A 13,509-nucleotide genomic window follows, 5' to 3' on the forward strand; every position below is an offset into this window, starting at 1 on the left:
TCAGTGTCAAAGCCCGCAAGGATCAGGCTGGCCGGAAATCTGCGCAAGAGCCGTCGCGGACTTTTAATCGAAACTGCCGAAAAAAAGATCTGGGTGCTAGACTTCGGCGAAGACGTGGATGTGCCAAAAACGAAGTCAGTTATCATCGAAGGCATTCAAGCCGGCTTTGATCGAATAAGCGTCGACTGGGCAGCATCGAGCGCCGACGGCTGATGCGCATTTAGCCCTGCGCGATCATCCAAGAGGAACCCCGGTTTTTGACGGCGGCATGCGCATCTACAATGCGTTGAACCTCATCGCCCCACAACCTTAGCGCCTCTTGTTTTTCGACCGTATATTTATGGCGGTGATAAACTCCAGCGACCCCGGCTTTGGCAGCTCCAGACTGATGGTTAAGCACTGCTTCGGACACAACCAGCGGTACGCCCAAGCGTTGTAAGCCCGTCGCAGCGGTACGGCGGATGTCATGCGGCGTGAAGTGCAAGATGTTACGATCTGTTTCGCGCAGCACTGAAGCCATAATCCGTCGCCAACCTTTAGGCATGCCGCCGGTACTATGAGCTGGATTGCCAATTGCCGGAAAAACTCTGTTCCCGGACAACCCAAACTCATTGGAGCTTGATGCAAACATATCTCGTATTTCTTCAATAATGCTCACAGATTGAGCCGATAAGGGAACGATGTTGGCGATCCCGTTTTTCGCTCGGCTGCCAGGAATGGTCCACAGATTTGCGTCAAAGTCGAATTCGTCCCATTCCGCATTGATGACTTCGCCGCGGCGCTGCGCAGTCAAAATCAGTAAACGCACCACCGTGCCGAAAGGATACCCCTCGCCAAGTGAAGCATCCCACAACTGCCCGAGTTCATAGTCTGACAAAACACGGTCGCGCGGCTTAGATGCTTTTGGTCGCCACGCATCCCTGCAAGGATGAGCCGGTAATCGGTCCAGCTTTGGCATCGCCCATGAATAAAAACTCGATAAATGCTGATGCACTGACCGCGCCATACGCAGCGTTTCTTTACCCCGGCAAAATGCCATCTTCTCGATGAAGCGTGTCACATCGCCGCGGGTTACCGTATCAGCTATCCGGTCGCCCATTTCCGGAAGAATATATTTGCGAAATACTCGCTCTATTTCTCGCGCAGTTCGCTTTTTCCCTATGACCTCGTTCGTCAAATATGTTTCAAACAGCTCGCCAATTGTGCCAATTCCCTGGGCATATCCGCGATTGGGATCGGACCGCTTGGGGATGCTTTGTCCCTGCTCAATGTCGGTAAGCAAATCTCGCGCACGACGACGCGCAGCGGCAAGTCCAAAGCCCAGCGAATGCCTGCCCAATGTCACATTATGAACCTTGCTGCCGATACGCTTTCGCAAGATGTAAGTTTTAACGCCACTCGCTCCGACCCTCAGGCGTAAACCAGCTACGATTGAGTCCGTAATTTCGATTTGTCCGATTTTCGGTGGTAATAATCCAACGATACGGGCATCTGTAAGACCGACTTTTTTTGACACAAATCACCTGTTACCTTAGGTAACATTTTGTACTGGGTACTAGTGAACATATCAAGAACTATATGGATGGTGAGTCTAGGTTTTCTGCCATTTTTGGACAGTTAAGGACACTTAGCGACCCACTGATTATTCTTTTAATCAGTAGGTCGCTGGTTCGAACCCAGCAGGGCTCACCATTTTTCAATGGTATGGCAATTTGATCCGGTCATCCCGCACAGCACGGGATATTCAGGGCAAGAACACGGCTATATATGCGGCAACGGCAAGGAATGTCCCTAGCGGATATTCCATCGATTCCTGCTCTTTCCGGTGCCCTGACAGCAACGCGGTGGCCAGCCCCAAAAAACTTGCGATCAGCACCGTCATCGGTAGCAATTGCCAGCCCAGCCAGACACCCAAAACGCCGAGCAATTTTGGATCACCGGCACCCATGCCCTCTTTTCGGCGGACGAGGCGGTAGAGTTGCCGCACTATTTCCAGCGTCGCAAAGCCAGCGATGCCTCCGATAGCGCGATCGGTCCAGCTGATGCCGCTATCCCATAAGGGCGCAAAGAGTATCCCGACCACAAGCAGTAAACCCAAAAGCCTGTTCGGCAACCACAGATGCCGGAAATCAAGGATCGCCAAGGGCAGAAGGAACCAGCCAAACATGGCGACGGAAAGCGCTTGCGCCGGAGGGAAGAACAACGCAGCAGTAGCCCCGATGCACAGGCCGATCAATTCAGTCCCAACGGTAAAAGGTGATCCGCAACTGCGGCATTTTCCTTTTAATAAAAGAAAGGAAATAATGGGAATGAGGTCATAGGGCGCGATCTGCGCACCGCAGCTATCACAGTGCGATCGCCCGCGTGTGATGCTTCTGCCGTCCGGCCAACGGCTGCACAAGGCGCCTGCAAAACTGCCCCAAATTGCCCCCAATGTTGCGAGCCCCGCAGTCACGAACCACAGCGGTAAGCTGGAAAGCCATAGTTCGACGGTGATATAGATACTCGTCAGAGCCGACCTCTTTTAATCATCTGATAGCCGCGCGCGCCTTTCCGGAAACCGGTGAGCGCAAGGGCATCTGCATTTAGGCTGTTGTCGCCTTCGAGCAAGATGGTCACGCTATAGGCCCCGTCGGCGGACAGACGGATGTCGACATGTTCCGTTGCCGACTGGCTGAGCAACGGGATCAGAAGCTGTCCACGGTCGCAGCGCGGTTTGGCAAGCAAGCCGTTCGACAAATCAAGTCCGGGTATCGCTTTGGTCAAGGTCATTCGCACGGCACCGCCGGCTTCGGAGCAACGACCGCCGGTGAAGCGAGCCGAAAAGTCCTGCAATATGATATCTTCGACCGGGAGCGGATCGAACATCGCGCCAATGGCCAGTGTTGCATTGAACCTGTCGATCGAAACGCCGCCAAAACGCTTTGTCACTGATCCGCTTATTCCCGGGGCGAAAGGTGCATCGCCCCGCGACAACGCGATTTCCGCGCGTCCCAAAAGTAGGGGCAGGAATTTAAGGCGGGCATTCACATCGCCAATCGGCACTTTGCTGAGACTCAGTTCGCGTATCGACCCGTCCCAGATAATGCCGTCCACTTTCCGCGCCGAAATCTGGTTACCGTCCACAATGGTCCGTAGCGGCATGAAAATGCTGAATGCGACAACCAGCAGCACGGCAACCGCGATGATGTAGGATCGACGCGTCATGGTGCCGTCTGCCGCAACTGGGCTTCGACGGTAACGCTGCCATTTGTGGCGCTTCGCATGGTAATGCTGGTTATAAAGATGCCTTGTGATTCCAGCTCGCTTAACCAGGCCAACAAGGCCGGTGCGCGGGCCTGTTCGATTCGGAAATCAACCTGACCAGGTGCGGAATTGGTCGGCTTTACAAGATCGAAGCCCTTTTCGGCGGCACCCTGTGTCACGACCAGATCGATACCTGCTGGCGCAGGCCGGGCTGCGGCCGGGGTTTGCAGCGACGCAGCCGCCACGGTGGCTTCGATCCGCCCGCGCCGCTGGACGGCTTCATCCAAACCGCTTTCAGCCTGCTCGAGTGCCGACATGGTTGGTAATAATATCCCGAAAATCAGCACGACAACAGCCGTCAGGACGCCCGCAACGGACACCAGAACACGCTCCCGATTGGACAGCGCAACATACCATGTTTTCAGATTTTCCATCATGGCATACTCATGGTCAGGTCTACCAAAGTCGCGCCCGTCGTGTCCTGCCGCGATGTTGCCGTCACGCGGAAACCATCGCGTTGCACGGCGATCAGTACCTTGTTTATGCTTCCCGCATCAGGGGCGGAAAGAACGGTAGTCAAAATCCCGTCGCGCCCGATCCGAAGCTCCCGCACAGACACATTAGGAGATGCCTGAACGGCGCGCCACAAGCCTGCGGACAGCGGTGTGAACCGTCCTACCGCCAGACCTTTTTGCGGCAAGGCCGAGGCAAGCTGCGCTTCGGCTTGTGCAATATCCGCGATGGCAGGATTGATTTTCCGTGCGGCAGCCAAGGCCCGATCATTTTCGGCGGATGTCGCAAGGCTATATTTTGTTAAGGCCGCCACACCCAGCAGCAGTGTCGCCAGTATACAAAAGCCTAACAGGCGCAAAATCCACGTGCGCTGTCCCGGGGTAGCGAGCATGCGGGGCTCGCGTTTCGCAAATGGTCCTTCGCGCAGGTTGAGCGCGGGTTGCACACTGGCATTTAGCAATGCCTGATGCAGCGCCGCTTGATCCATATCCTTAACGGCGGCGTCGCCGACCAGCATCGTCCGGAACACCTGCTCGTCGGGAACGGCAAAGCGGTCCCCGCGCAGAACGGTGCTGTTGCCAAGTTCCGCACGCACTACTAGCTGCGGATCGGACGGAACAAGCAACCCGAAGGGAATGACCACATCCGGGTTCAAGCCACGGGCCTGCAACATCGCCAAGCCTGTTTCCAATACGCCCGTGTCTATTGTCGCTGTGACCACATCACCGGCATCCAAATACCGCGCTACCGCGTGCACCGCCCCCAAGGATTGCTCAAAGGCGCGGACTTTGGCAACGCCCTCGGCCTGTCGCGGCTCCAGATCGGGCAATGAAAGCCAGATACAGCGCGACGCCTCCGCCTGCACAATCGCGACCATGCGGTCGTCGGCAGCGTCCGGGACAAATTCGGAAAGCGGGCATGGTTCGGACCATGCCGAATCCGACAGCGTCCACACCATCGGGTTGCTGTGGTCGACGCTCGGAAGGAATGTGACGATCAGCGTCATAGCTGCTCCCCCCAACTCCTCCAGATCAGGCGGACCTGACCCGACTTGGCGGCGAGCATGGACTCCCCTTCCAGCATCAGTTCACCGACCGACACTTTTGTGCGTAACAGGAAATAGGTGCTCGTCAGTTTCACTTGCCCTTGGACCGGAGAAGACGCCTCGATAGACGCCATTTCGGGTGCCCCCCAGAATCGAATGAGGCTGCCATAACCGCTTGCGGGGCGCTTGGCGAGATAACTACGCGCGGTGATCGGACTAAACTGTCCGGGGGGAAAGAGCATGGCCAGCAAGGGCGCTTGTTCGGGCAACAGCGTGTTGACATTCAGCGGCGAAAGCTTTGCCTCAGGCAGCGCGCAAATCCAGCCCCGCAGCTTTGCATAAAGAGCGGGAGAGACGCCTTTGACCGCGCGTAACTCGGACGGATGCGCGAACAGGCGGTTTGCCGTCCGATAGGGTGTCGCAGCAGATTGATAGGCATCGTCTTCGGCGCCAGCAGGCGACGGGATGCTGTCGCTATCGGCCCAATCCGCTGCCGCCGCCGCGACCGGTCGCGCTGCATTTTCGTTGATGCCGAGAACGACCATCAGTGAAACCATCTGCTCCTGACCGATCGAACTTTGTGTAAATCGGCCTTCTGTTTCGATAACGAGGCTGTTGAGGTTAAAACAATTAGCACCGTCGCGCACAGTTGCAGATGCGGACCCGACGGGTATGGGAATGATCTGCTCTTTCCCCAGCCAATTTCCCTCGAGCGTGGTTTGCGCGGCATCGCGGGCAAGCAAATCTTCAAGCCGCGTACTCGCCAGATTTTCGGCGGCATAGCTGAACATCCGGGCCTGTGTGAGGCTGTTGCCATTTCCCGACAGCTTGGTCGCAATCGCAAGGCGGTCGAGCGTCGTTGCGGCGATCACCGTCAGAATGGAAACCATTAGCAGGACCGAAAGCAAGGCCGCGCCGCGTTCAGACGATTTGGGCCCGGTCATCCGTCCAACCCTTCATCCGTTTCGACCGGCTTGTCTCTGTTTTGCGGACCGACCAGAAAGAGCATCCGTTGCTCGGGCTTGCCTGTGACCGTGACGCGCATTTCCACAGCGCGCGGAAGTGCGTCGGCATCAACGGCGGTCCAGTCGCTCCGCCACTCGCCCCGATCGTCACGGAAACGGATTTGTGCCGATGCCACATTGTCGACAATGACCGCAGCATCCGACGGTATCGCGCCGTCCAGCATCGGCCAGCTCAGCCGTTTCAGCGCATTCTTGTCGAGGACATAGGCCACCCGTTGCAGTCCCGCGCGCGGGGCTTCGTCCAGATTTGACCATCCGGCGCGCACGAAGCCGAACAACATGCCGGGCACGTCGCTACTCTCTTCGACAAAGGCGGGGATAGACGCGCCTGCCGGGTCGCGGACCGAACGGGACATAGCCTGCGCCAGATCCCCCTCGATATTGTTATACAGGCGGTTGCCGCGTGACAGCTCTTCCAAGCGGCCCTTGACGGCAAGCTGCGTATCGCTTCCCGACCGCAAAAGCATCACCCCTGCGACCGACAAAAGCGAAAATATGGCCAAAGCCACGAGCAGTTCCACCAGCGTGAAACCGGCTTCGGATGTCTTCACCGCGTTCATTGGTCGACCGGTCGCGCTATGGTCAATTGAGCCTTGCGCGCTGACGCTATGCCCGTGCCGGCAACATTGATGTCGACGAGCACCAGCCGCGCGTCGTCGGTCTTCTTGGTCGTCGCGGTCCAACGCCAATTTTGTCCGCCGTTCACCTCTTCACCGCCCGTTTCGCCCAAGGTGGGGGGCGAAGGGTTCGACAATATTTCAACCGCGACATTGCGCGCGACCTGCCACGCCAAACCGCTTTCGCCCAGTTGCGACGTTGACCGGACCGAATAGCCCTGCAACCGCACCATTGCCAACGCAGCCAGGCTGAAGATCGCCAGCGCGACCATGATTTCCAGTAAGGTGAACCCGTTACGTGACAAGGGTGCGTTAGCGCGCGACACGAACGTCTCCTGTCGCGGAGAGATTGACCGTTACGACCCTATCGCCGCGCTTGACCCCGATGGCGGCGCTGCTGGAGGGTAAGCCGGTGCTGTCAAACGCCACCCGCAACTGACGCGCACCGCCTATTGATGCGCTTGTTCCGCGTGTCCATTTCTGGCTGGCGAACGGCTTTTCCTGAAGCGGCCTCCACACCCCATCCCCCCGCACTTCGAACGAATAGCCCGACGGTCGGATGGCAAAGGCCATCGGCGTCGATTGCAGAATGGACTGGTCGCGCAGCGCCGCAAGGCGTGCCGCTAGTTGCTCGGCTTCATCACGCGCATCACGGTCTGTCGAACGCGCCGTCATCACCACCGCAGCACTCGCCACACCGATGATGAATAACACCACCATCAGTTCGACCAGAGTAAAGCCACGCTCGCGAAGGGCGAAGTTGGATGTGGATGTTGGCTTATTCGCCGTAAATATCCGCATTTTCATTCTCGCCGCCAGGCGCACCATCTGCGCCTAGCGAGTAAATATCGAACGCCCCGTCCCGGCCGGGAACGCTATACTGATAAGGTCGGTTCCAAGGATCGTTCGGCAATTTCTTGATATAGCCCTCGGTCCGGCCGCCTGCGACCGCGGGCGGGTTTACAAGGGCTTGCAATCCTGCGCCGGTGTCGGGATATGTCAGATTGTCAAGACGATAGGTCTCCATCGCTTGCCCTAATACCGCGATATCGGCCTTGGCCTTTTGCACCATCGCCTTGTCCTGATTGGGCAGGACGTTGATCGCGACAATCGTCGTCAACAGAGCGAGGATGAAGAGCGTCACCATCATTTCGACAAGGGTAAAGCCATTGGCCTTGGTCTTTGCCCGCGACCGCCGGAATTCGACCGGTGCGCGCTCGAGGTCGGTGAACAGGTGAAACAAGATGCGTAGCATTTCTATATTCCCGTAAGATTTTGAAGTTGGAGAATGGGCAATAAGATTGCCAGGATGATGACCGCCACAACGCCGCCCATGGCGACGATGATCAGCGGTTCAAGCAAGGACAGCGCGGCGCTGGTAAAATTGTCGAACTCCCGCTCCAGATATTCCGAAGCACGTTCCAGCATCAATTCAAGTTGCCCAGCGCTTTCGCCGCTGGCGGTCAGATAGACGAGCAACGGGGGGAAGACGCCACTCGCGCGCATGGCACCCGAAAGGCTGCCTCCGCTGCGCACCGCCTCGACAATATCGTCATTGGCTTGCAGCAAGAGTTTGTTGCGGATTGTCCCGCCCGTAAGGCGCAAGCCTTCCAGTAGGGGCAATCGGCTGGCAACCATCGTCGACAAGGTCCGCGCCATCCGCGCGGCGTGAAGATTGCGGAGCAATTTGCCGATGACGGGAATTTGAAGCACTTTCCGGTCGACGTACAAGCGGAACGCGGGTTGTTGCAAAGCCCGCCAGAACAGCACCGCAAAGGCGATAATAGCAAGAAGCAACACCCACCAATAGCTCGCCAGAAATGCCGACATGCCAATGACGATGCGGGTTAAGAGGGGAAGCTGTTGATCCACATTGTCGAACTGCTCGACAACCCGGGGCACTACAGATACCATCAGCCCCATCACGACCAAAATTGCCACAAGCGAGAGCACCGCCGGATAGGCCAAGGCGCCGATAATCTTGCCACGCATCTCCGCCTGCCGTTCCAGCAAGGCGGCAAGGCGTTCGGCGATGAGGGACAGGGTACCTGCCCCCTCGCCTGCCGCAATCATCGCGCGATATAGCGCCGGAAAGCTCGATGCCTCGCGGCGCATTGCTTCGGAAAATCGCTGGCCCTCCACGACGCCTGCGTGCACATTGCCGAGAATATCGCGCACATGGGCCTGTTCGCTCTGTCGGCTGATCGTCCGGATGGCTTCCTCAAGCGGGCTCACCTGGATGAGGGACGAAAACTGGCGCGTGAACAGCGTCAGCTGCTTGGTCGACAGCCGTCTGCGGCGCCGTTGCAGATCCGACAAAACAGAACGTCGGGCCTCAGCTTCGTTCAACTTTACGACATAGAAATTCTTCTTGGCGAGCACCGCACGCGCGGCGTCGTCGTTGGCGGCATGAACCTTACCCTTTATGTCCCGACCCAGTGGGTCGATTACCTGATAGGCAAATTCAGGCATCGTCAATGTCTTCTCGGCGGGAAATACGAATGGCCTCTTGGGGTGTCGTAAGGCCAGCGCGCACCAATTTGCGTGCCGCCGCGCTCAAATTGGGCTGGTTCACAAAGGCATGCCGCGCCAAAATTGCCTCATCGCCGCCATCGTTGATCAGGCGGCGGATTGTCTCGTCCACGCGAATGGCTTCGAATACACCGATGCGACCCTGATATCCTGTGTTGTTGCATTCAGGACATCCCACGGCTTTGAACACTGCAGTTCCCTGATCAAAACCCAGCAACGAAGCCGCATTGCCGTCCGCTTGTACGGTCTGCCGGCACGAGGGACAAAGCCGCCGGACCAGACGCTGCGCGACGACAGCACGCAATGTCGATGCCAGCAGAAAGGGTTCGACTTTCATATCCCGCATCCGCGTGATCGCGCCAATCGCGTCATTGGTGTGGACGGTTGTCAGAACCAGATGCCCTGTAAGCGCCGCTTGGACCGCAATATCCGCGGTTTCGCGGTCACGGATTTCACCGACCATCACGACGTCGGGATCTTGGCGCAAAATCGCACGCAATCCGGCCGCAAATGTCATGCCGACTTTTGAATTAACCTGCGTCTGTCCGACGCCGTCAATGGCATATTCAACCGGATCTTCGACCGTCAGGATATTACGCGTGCCGTCGTTCAGGCTTTTCAGACCTGCATAGAGCGTAGTCGTCTTCCCCGACCCTGTCGGACCCGTGACCAAAATGATGCCATTTGGTTCCGCCAAAGCTTCCTGCAATATTTTCAATGTGTCGTCGGACATGCCCAGAACATCCAGCGAGATGCCGGTGTTTTCCTTGTCCAAAATACGCATCACGACCCGTTCGCCCACGCGGCTGGGGAGTGTGGATACACGAACGTCAATAAGCTTCCCGCCCAGTGTCAGGCCTATCCGGCCGTCCTGCGGTATCCGGCGTTCCGCGATATCCAGCCTTGCCATGACCTTGATACGGCTGACCACTACAGGCGCGACGTTGGCGGGCAGTCGCAATCGTTCCTGCAGCACGCCATCCGCGCGCATTCGGATGACGAGGCCGGTTTCATAAGGTTCGATGTGAATATCCGATACGCCCTGACGGACGGCTTCGGCGATGATGCCGTTGATCAGCCGGATAACGGGTGCATCATCGGCACTGTCGAGAAGATCGTCGGCGCTTGGCAACATGTCGGACAGCAAGTCGCTGTCGCCCATGCCGATGGAACCGGCCATGGCGGCGGCGGACCCATCCATGGCATAATGGTCGGACAGATAGCGGTCGAACGTGCTGTTGTCGGATATCTCGACGTCAAACGGCATCGACAAATAACGCCGGACTTCCAGCAGTATCAAAGGGTCCGCACCTTCCCGCATCGCGACGACCAAACGGTCATCAACCTGATGGCGCAGCACAACGCCATGGGCTTTTGCAAAAGCATAGGGAATGTCGATCAAGGGGGCGCGTGCAACCTTCTCCACCGCCTCTTCCGATACGGTTTCTGTCATTTCTGCAGGGTCTGCATCACCACGCCGTATGATCATTGGCCGCCCCCGCCTGTTTGATTGATGTTGCTAGGTGGAACGTCGGCAGGCTGAAGCGCACCGTCATTCGTTGATCGCTCCAGAGTATCTGTTGCGCCGACTACCACATCATTTGGTCCGGCAACCGGTGCGATCGGTGGCACAGCGCCCATATAGTCCCGCAACAGTTCGTCGATGCTCGGTTCGACATCCGGATTGCGCGCCAATTGCATGCCACGGACATAGTCATAACGACGGGCCGTCAGCCGGTCGCCGTCGGCTTTGCTGCGCAATATCGTCGGGCGAATGAAAACCATGAGATTGGTTTTGCTCCGGCTGCGGCTGCGCGATTTGAACAGTTCGCCGATCAGGGGAATATCGCTCAAAAGTGGGATACGCTCGATCGTCCGGCGTTCGTCGTCATTCAGCAGTCCGCCGATTGCGAGCAACTGGCCATCGCCCACGGTTAGCGTCGTTTCAAATTCGCGTTTGTTGAGGATAAGGTCGCTCGACCGCGAGGATACGGGCCCCGCAACACTTGACACTTCCTGTTTGAGGAACAGCTTTACATCGCCCTGGGAGTTTACTTGCGGTGTCACTTCCAATTTGATCCCGACTTCCTGCCGTTGAACGGTGCGGAAGGCGTTTTCAAAATTGGCAGACAGCTGCTCGCCTGTGCTGACAGGCACTTCCTGACCAACCAGGAATTTCGCCTTTTGGTTGTTCAGCGTGACGATATGCGGCGTGGCCAAAAGGTTGGATTCCGTATCCGCGGCAATCGCGTTGATGATCGTGCCGAAAATCGCATTCTTTCCGATATCCAGGGCAAAACCGCCGAACCCGCCTGTTGCGCTCAAGATCGAAGCGGCGGCGGCTTCTTGCAAACTGTCGCCGAGCGCGCTGTTTGTCGCCGTGGTCGTCGTATTGCCGTTGACCGTCGTCGTGGTCCGCGTCAGCTCCTCAGCGCCGATGGCACCGGCAATGGTCAGGATATTCGGCGTTGCATTCGAATAATTGGTGGCAGCAAAGGGCAGGTTTTCGCCGCCTACAAGAAACTGGACGCCCAGTTTCTTTGCGGCCTCATTGCCGATCTCGACCACGATGGCTTCGACCAGAACTTGTTCGGGGCGTGTGTCGAGTTGGCGGATAAGCTCACCGAGTGTCCGCTGCATTTCGGGATTAGCGGCAACGATCAGCGCGTTCGCGCCTTCATAGCGCGTAACGACGACCGGACCTCTTCCGCCGATACCGTTTGTGCCAGTACCGGATGAAACCGTGGTGATGGGGGCTGGCGCCGAAACCGGAGTACCTGCCGCGCCAGCGGCAGCCGCAACCGGAGGAAGATCGGCACTGGAATCGGAACCTTTCTGGCCGCCGATGAGGGATTGCACCGTTTCCAGCAATGTTTCCGCGTTTGCATGCTCCAGCCGGTAAACACGGATTTCCGCGCCGGATTGCGCGCGCGCATCCAGTTGTTTGGCCATAGCGGCGAAGCGCGCAACCGACGTCGGATCACCGCGAAGCGCGATCGCGTTGCTGCTGTCGATTGCGGCGACCGTGACAGGCGGACGTCCACCCTCACCACCGCCCTGCCCGGCCAGACCCTGCAAGGCTGCCGCAATTTCGCGCGCGCCCGCATTGTCCAAAGTGACGATCTGCGTCGCGGCGGAGTCTCTGTCGATTTGACGGACCAACTCGCGGATGCGGCGCAAATTGTCGGCATAGTCGGCAACAACCAGGCTATTAGCATTGCGGTTGGCGGTAATGGAGCCTTCACGGCTTACCAGCGGGCGTAATGTTTCGACCGCTGTAGTGGCGTCGATCGACCGCAGGCGAAACACTTCGGTGACAAACTGGCTCGGAGCGGCCGATTTGCTGCCGACACGGCTCGGTTGTGTGGCGGCACCTTCCGACGGCTGTACGCGATAGCCACCACCCCGCATCGGAATGGCGACAAGGCCATTGGCCCGTAACGTCGACAAGAACACTTCGAAATATTCGGAGCGCGAAAGCGGACGATCGGTCACGACCGACACTTTCCCGGTCACGCGGCCATCCACGATGAAGGTCTGTCCGGTCACCCGTGCCGCGTCCTGAACAAAAGCGCGGATGTCGGCATCGCGCACATTCAACGTATGTTGCGCGGCGAGCGGTTCGGCAAAGATCAGGGCTGCGCACGCCAGCCAAATGGGAAGTTTAGAGTTCACGGTTGTTCCAGATTTATCGAGATGGGTACTTTGGCCCCGCCGCGTTCGACATCGACACTGAGGCGGGTTCCGGGTCGGAATTGGGCGGCAACATCGGCTGCCGAAGAAACAGGCCGTCCGTTGACCGCCACGACGACATCGCCGTCCTGAAATCCGGCGAGGCGCAGCATCGTGCCGTCATCACGCGGTTGCAGGACAAGACCTGTCACGCGGCCACCTTCATTGCGTGGCGCGAAGCCGATGGATTTTTGCAGGCTCGCGGCATTCAGGGCTGCGCCGGTGGATGCAGGTGCAGACGGCATGATGGGAGCAGCAGTGGTGCCGGACGGATTCACCGTTTCGGCCGGGACCGACTGGTCAAGATACAGCGATTCCTTCACCCCGCCACGCGACAAGATGACATGGTCAAAGGCGACAGCATCAAGTGTAACCCCGGGGGCGATTTCTTCACCCACAGCATAGCTTTGCTGGACACCATCTTCGCTAGCAATAATCGCCGATCCGCCACCCGAACTTTCATTGGCACGTATGCCGTATAAGGTCAGGTTCAGCGACGTGATATTGTCGGCGCCTGCCGCCGGTTGATCGCTGCGAAAGAAGGGGTCAAAGCCTGCGAACAGGGCCGCACGCGCAGATTGTGGTACGATCTTAACGGCCACCGGACGCCAGTCGCCAACTGGTCCTACGGGCGTCGCGATAAACCAGACCAACCGGGCAAATTGCAGTGCAGCCAACAGCGCCAAAAGGCAGATAATCAGCGTCGCCACCGGAACCGAAGCAATCCGGCGCGGGCGCAACTTCAGTCTATCCGCCAGCAAAAACGCCACTATTTCCCCCGATGATTCTGTACTTTCAA

The 13,509-nt window shown here is 57.9% G+C and carries 15 protein-coding genes; 1 reads left to right on the forward strand and 14 read right to left on the reverse strand.

All coding sequences use genetic code 11. The annotated features are described in order from the left end of the window. Positions 1 to 3: 3 nt before the first annotated feature. A complete protein-coding gene (locus tag EUU25_RS06360) occupies positions 4 to 213 on the forward strand; it encodes a DUF5818 domain-containing protein (RefSeq protein WP_158899325.1) in 210 nt (69 codons plus the stop codon). A gap of 7 nt (positions 214 to 220) precedes the next feature. On the opposite strand, the gene EUU25_RS06365 is transcribed toward EUU25_RS06360, so the two are convergent. From EUU25_RS06365 to EUU25_RS06430, 14 genes are all read right to left on the reverse strand, one after another. Further along, complete coding sequence (locus tag EUU25_RS06365) at positions 221 to 1,516, reverse strand: tyrosine-type recombinase/integrase (RefSeq protein WP_158899327.1); 1,296 nt, start codon at positions 1,514 to 1,516, stop codon at positions 221 to 223. A 228-nt stretch (positions 1,517 to 1,744) separates the two neighbouring features. Further along, positions 1,745 to 2,455 carry a prepilin peptidase gene (locus tag EUU25_RS06370; RefSeq protein WP_158899329.1) on the reverse strand — a complete coding sequence of 237 codons (711 nt, stop codon included), beginning with the start codon at positions 2,453 to 2,455 and terminating at the stop codon, positions 1,745 to 1,747. Between the two features lie 53 nt (positions 2,456 to 2,508). After that, a complete protein-coding gene (gene gspN / locus EUU25_RS06375) occupies positions 2,509 to 3,207 on the reverse strand; it encodes a type II secretion system protein N (RefSeq protein ID WP_158899331.1) in 699 nt (232 codons plus the stop codon). Further along, complete coding sequence (gene gspM, locus EUU25_RS06380; protein WP_158899333.1) at positions 3,204 to 3,683, reverse strand: type II secretion system protein GspM; 480 nt, start codon at positions 3,681 to 3,683, stop codon at positions 3,204 to 3,206. The genes gspN and gspM overlap by 4 nt, the downstream gene beginning before the upstream one ends. Beyond that, positions 3,680 to 4,765, reverse strand: coding sequence for a type II secretion system protein L (locus tag EUU25_RS06385; protein WP_158899335.1), 1,086 nt, complete (start codon positions 4,763 to 4,765; stop codon positions 3,680 to 3,682). Before EUU25_RS06385 ends, gspM begins: the two co-directional genes overlap by 4 nt. After that, positions 4,762 to 5,748, reverse strand: a complete 987-nt coding sequence (gene gspK / locus EUU25_RS06390; RefSeq protein WP_158899337.1) for a type II secretion system minor pseudopilin GspK — start codon at positions 5,746 to 5,748, stop codon at positions 4,762 to 4,764. Before gspK ends, EUU25_RS06385 begins: the two co-directional genes overlap by 4 nt. Continuing rightward, on the reverse strand, positions 5,745 to 6,380 hold the full coding sequence (gene gspJ / locus EUU25_RS06395; RefSeq protein ID WP_158899339.1) for a type II secretion system minor pseudopilin GspJ: 636 nt from the start codon (positions 6,378 to 6,380) through the stop codon (positions 5,745 to 5,747). The genes gspK and gspJ overlap by 4 nt, the downstream gene beginning before the upstream one ends. Before the next feature lie 5 nt (positions 6,381 to 6,385). After that, entirely contained in the window at positions 6,386 to 6,772 is a 387-nt protein-coding gene (gspI, locus tag EUU25_RS06400; protein ID WP_246162942.1) for a type II secretion system minor pseudopilin GspI, read from the reverse strand. Further along, on the reverse strand, positions 6,759 to 7,253 hold the full coding sequence (locus tag EUU25_RS06405) for a GspH/FimT family pseudopilin (protein ID WP_158899341.1): 495 nt from the start codon (positions 7,251 to 7,253) through the stop codon (positions 6,759 to 6,761). The genes gspI and EUU25_RS06405 overlap by 14 nt, the downstream gene beginning before the upstream one ends. After that, positions 7,225 to 7,701, reverse strand: coding sequence for a type II secretion system major pseudopilin GspG (gene gspG / locus EUU25_RS06410; protein ID WP_158899343.1), 477 nt, complete (start codon positions 7,699 to 7,701; stop codon positions 7,225 to 7,227). The genes EUU25_RS06405 and gspG overlap by 29 nt, the downstream gene beginning before the upstream one ends. 2 nt (positions 7,702 to 7,703) lie before the next feature. Beyond that, positions 7,704 to 8,918 (reverse strand): type II secretion system inner membrane protein GspF, encoded by a 1,215-nt coding sequence (gspF, locus tag EUU25_RS06415; protein WP_158899345.1) that lies wholly within the window; start codon positions 8,916 to 8,918, stop codon positions 7,704 to 7,706. Then, positions 8,911 to 10,431 (reverse strand): type II secretion system ATPase GspE, encoded by a 1,521-nt coding sequence (gene gspE, locus EUU25_RS06420; RefSeq protein ID WP_158903181.1) that lies wholly within the window; start codon positions 10,429 to 10,431, stop codon positions 8,911 to 8,913. The genes gspF and gspE overlap by 8 nt, the downstream gene beginning before the upstream one ends. Before the next feature lie 32 nt (positions 10,432 to 10,463). Beyond that, positions 10,464 to 12,653 carry a type II secretion system secretin GspD gene (gene gspD / locus EUU25_RS06425; RefSeq protein ID WP_158899347.1) on the reverse strand — a complete coding sequence of 730 codons (2,190 nt, stop codon included), beginning with the start codon at positions 12,651 to 12,653 and terminating at the stop codon, positions 10,464 to 10,466. Further along, a complete protein-coding gene (locus EUU25_RS06430) occupies positions 12,650 to 13,480 on the reverse strand; it encodes a type II secretion system protein N (protein WP_158899349.1) in 831 nt (276 codons plus the stop codon). Before EUU25_RS06430 ends, gspD begins: the two co-directional genes overlap by 4 nt. Between the last annotated feature and the right edge of the window lie 29 nt (positions 13,481 to 13,509).

The organism is Sphingorhabdus lacus (genome assembly GCF_009768975.1).
Classification (GTDB): domain Bacteria; phylum Pseudomonadota; class Alphaproteobacteria; order Sphingomonadales; family Sphingomonadaceae; genus Sphingorhabdus_B; species Sphingorhabdus_B lacus.

Excerpts from the sequence above, each read along its gene's own strand:
- gspN (WP_158899331.1), bottom strand. The coding sequence starts at position 3,207 with ATGACGCGTCGATCCTACATCATCGCGGTTGCCGTGCTGCTGGTTGTC.
- gspM (WP_158899333.1), bottom strand. The coding sequence starts at position 3,683 with ATGATGGAAAATCTGAAAACATGGTATGTTGCGCTGTCCAATCGGGAG.
- EUU25_RS06385 (WP_158899335.1), bottom strand. The coding sequence starts at position 4,765 with ATGACGCTGATCGTCACATTCCTTCCGAGCGTCGACCACAGCAACCCG.
- gspK (WP_158899337.1), bottom strand. The coding sequence starts at position 5,748 with ATGACCGGGCCCAAATCGTCTGAACGCGGCGCGGCCTTGCTTTCGGTC.
- EUU25_RS06405 (WP_158899341.1), bottom strand. The coding sequence starts at position 7,253 with ATGAAAATGCGGATATTTACGGCGAATAAGCCAACATCCACATCCAAC.
- gspG (WP_158899343.1), bottom strand. The coding sequence starts at position 7,701 with ATGCTACGCATCTTGTTTCACCTGTTCACCGACCTCGAGCGCGCACCG.
- gspF (WP_158899345.1), bottom strand. The coding sequence starts at position 8,918 with ATGCCTGAATTTGCCTATCAGGTAATCGACCCACTGGGTCGGGACATA.
- gspE (WP_158903181.1), bottom strand. The coding sequence starts at position 10,431 with ATGACAGAAACCGTATCGGAAGAGGCGGTGGAGAAGGTTGCACGCGCC.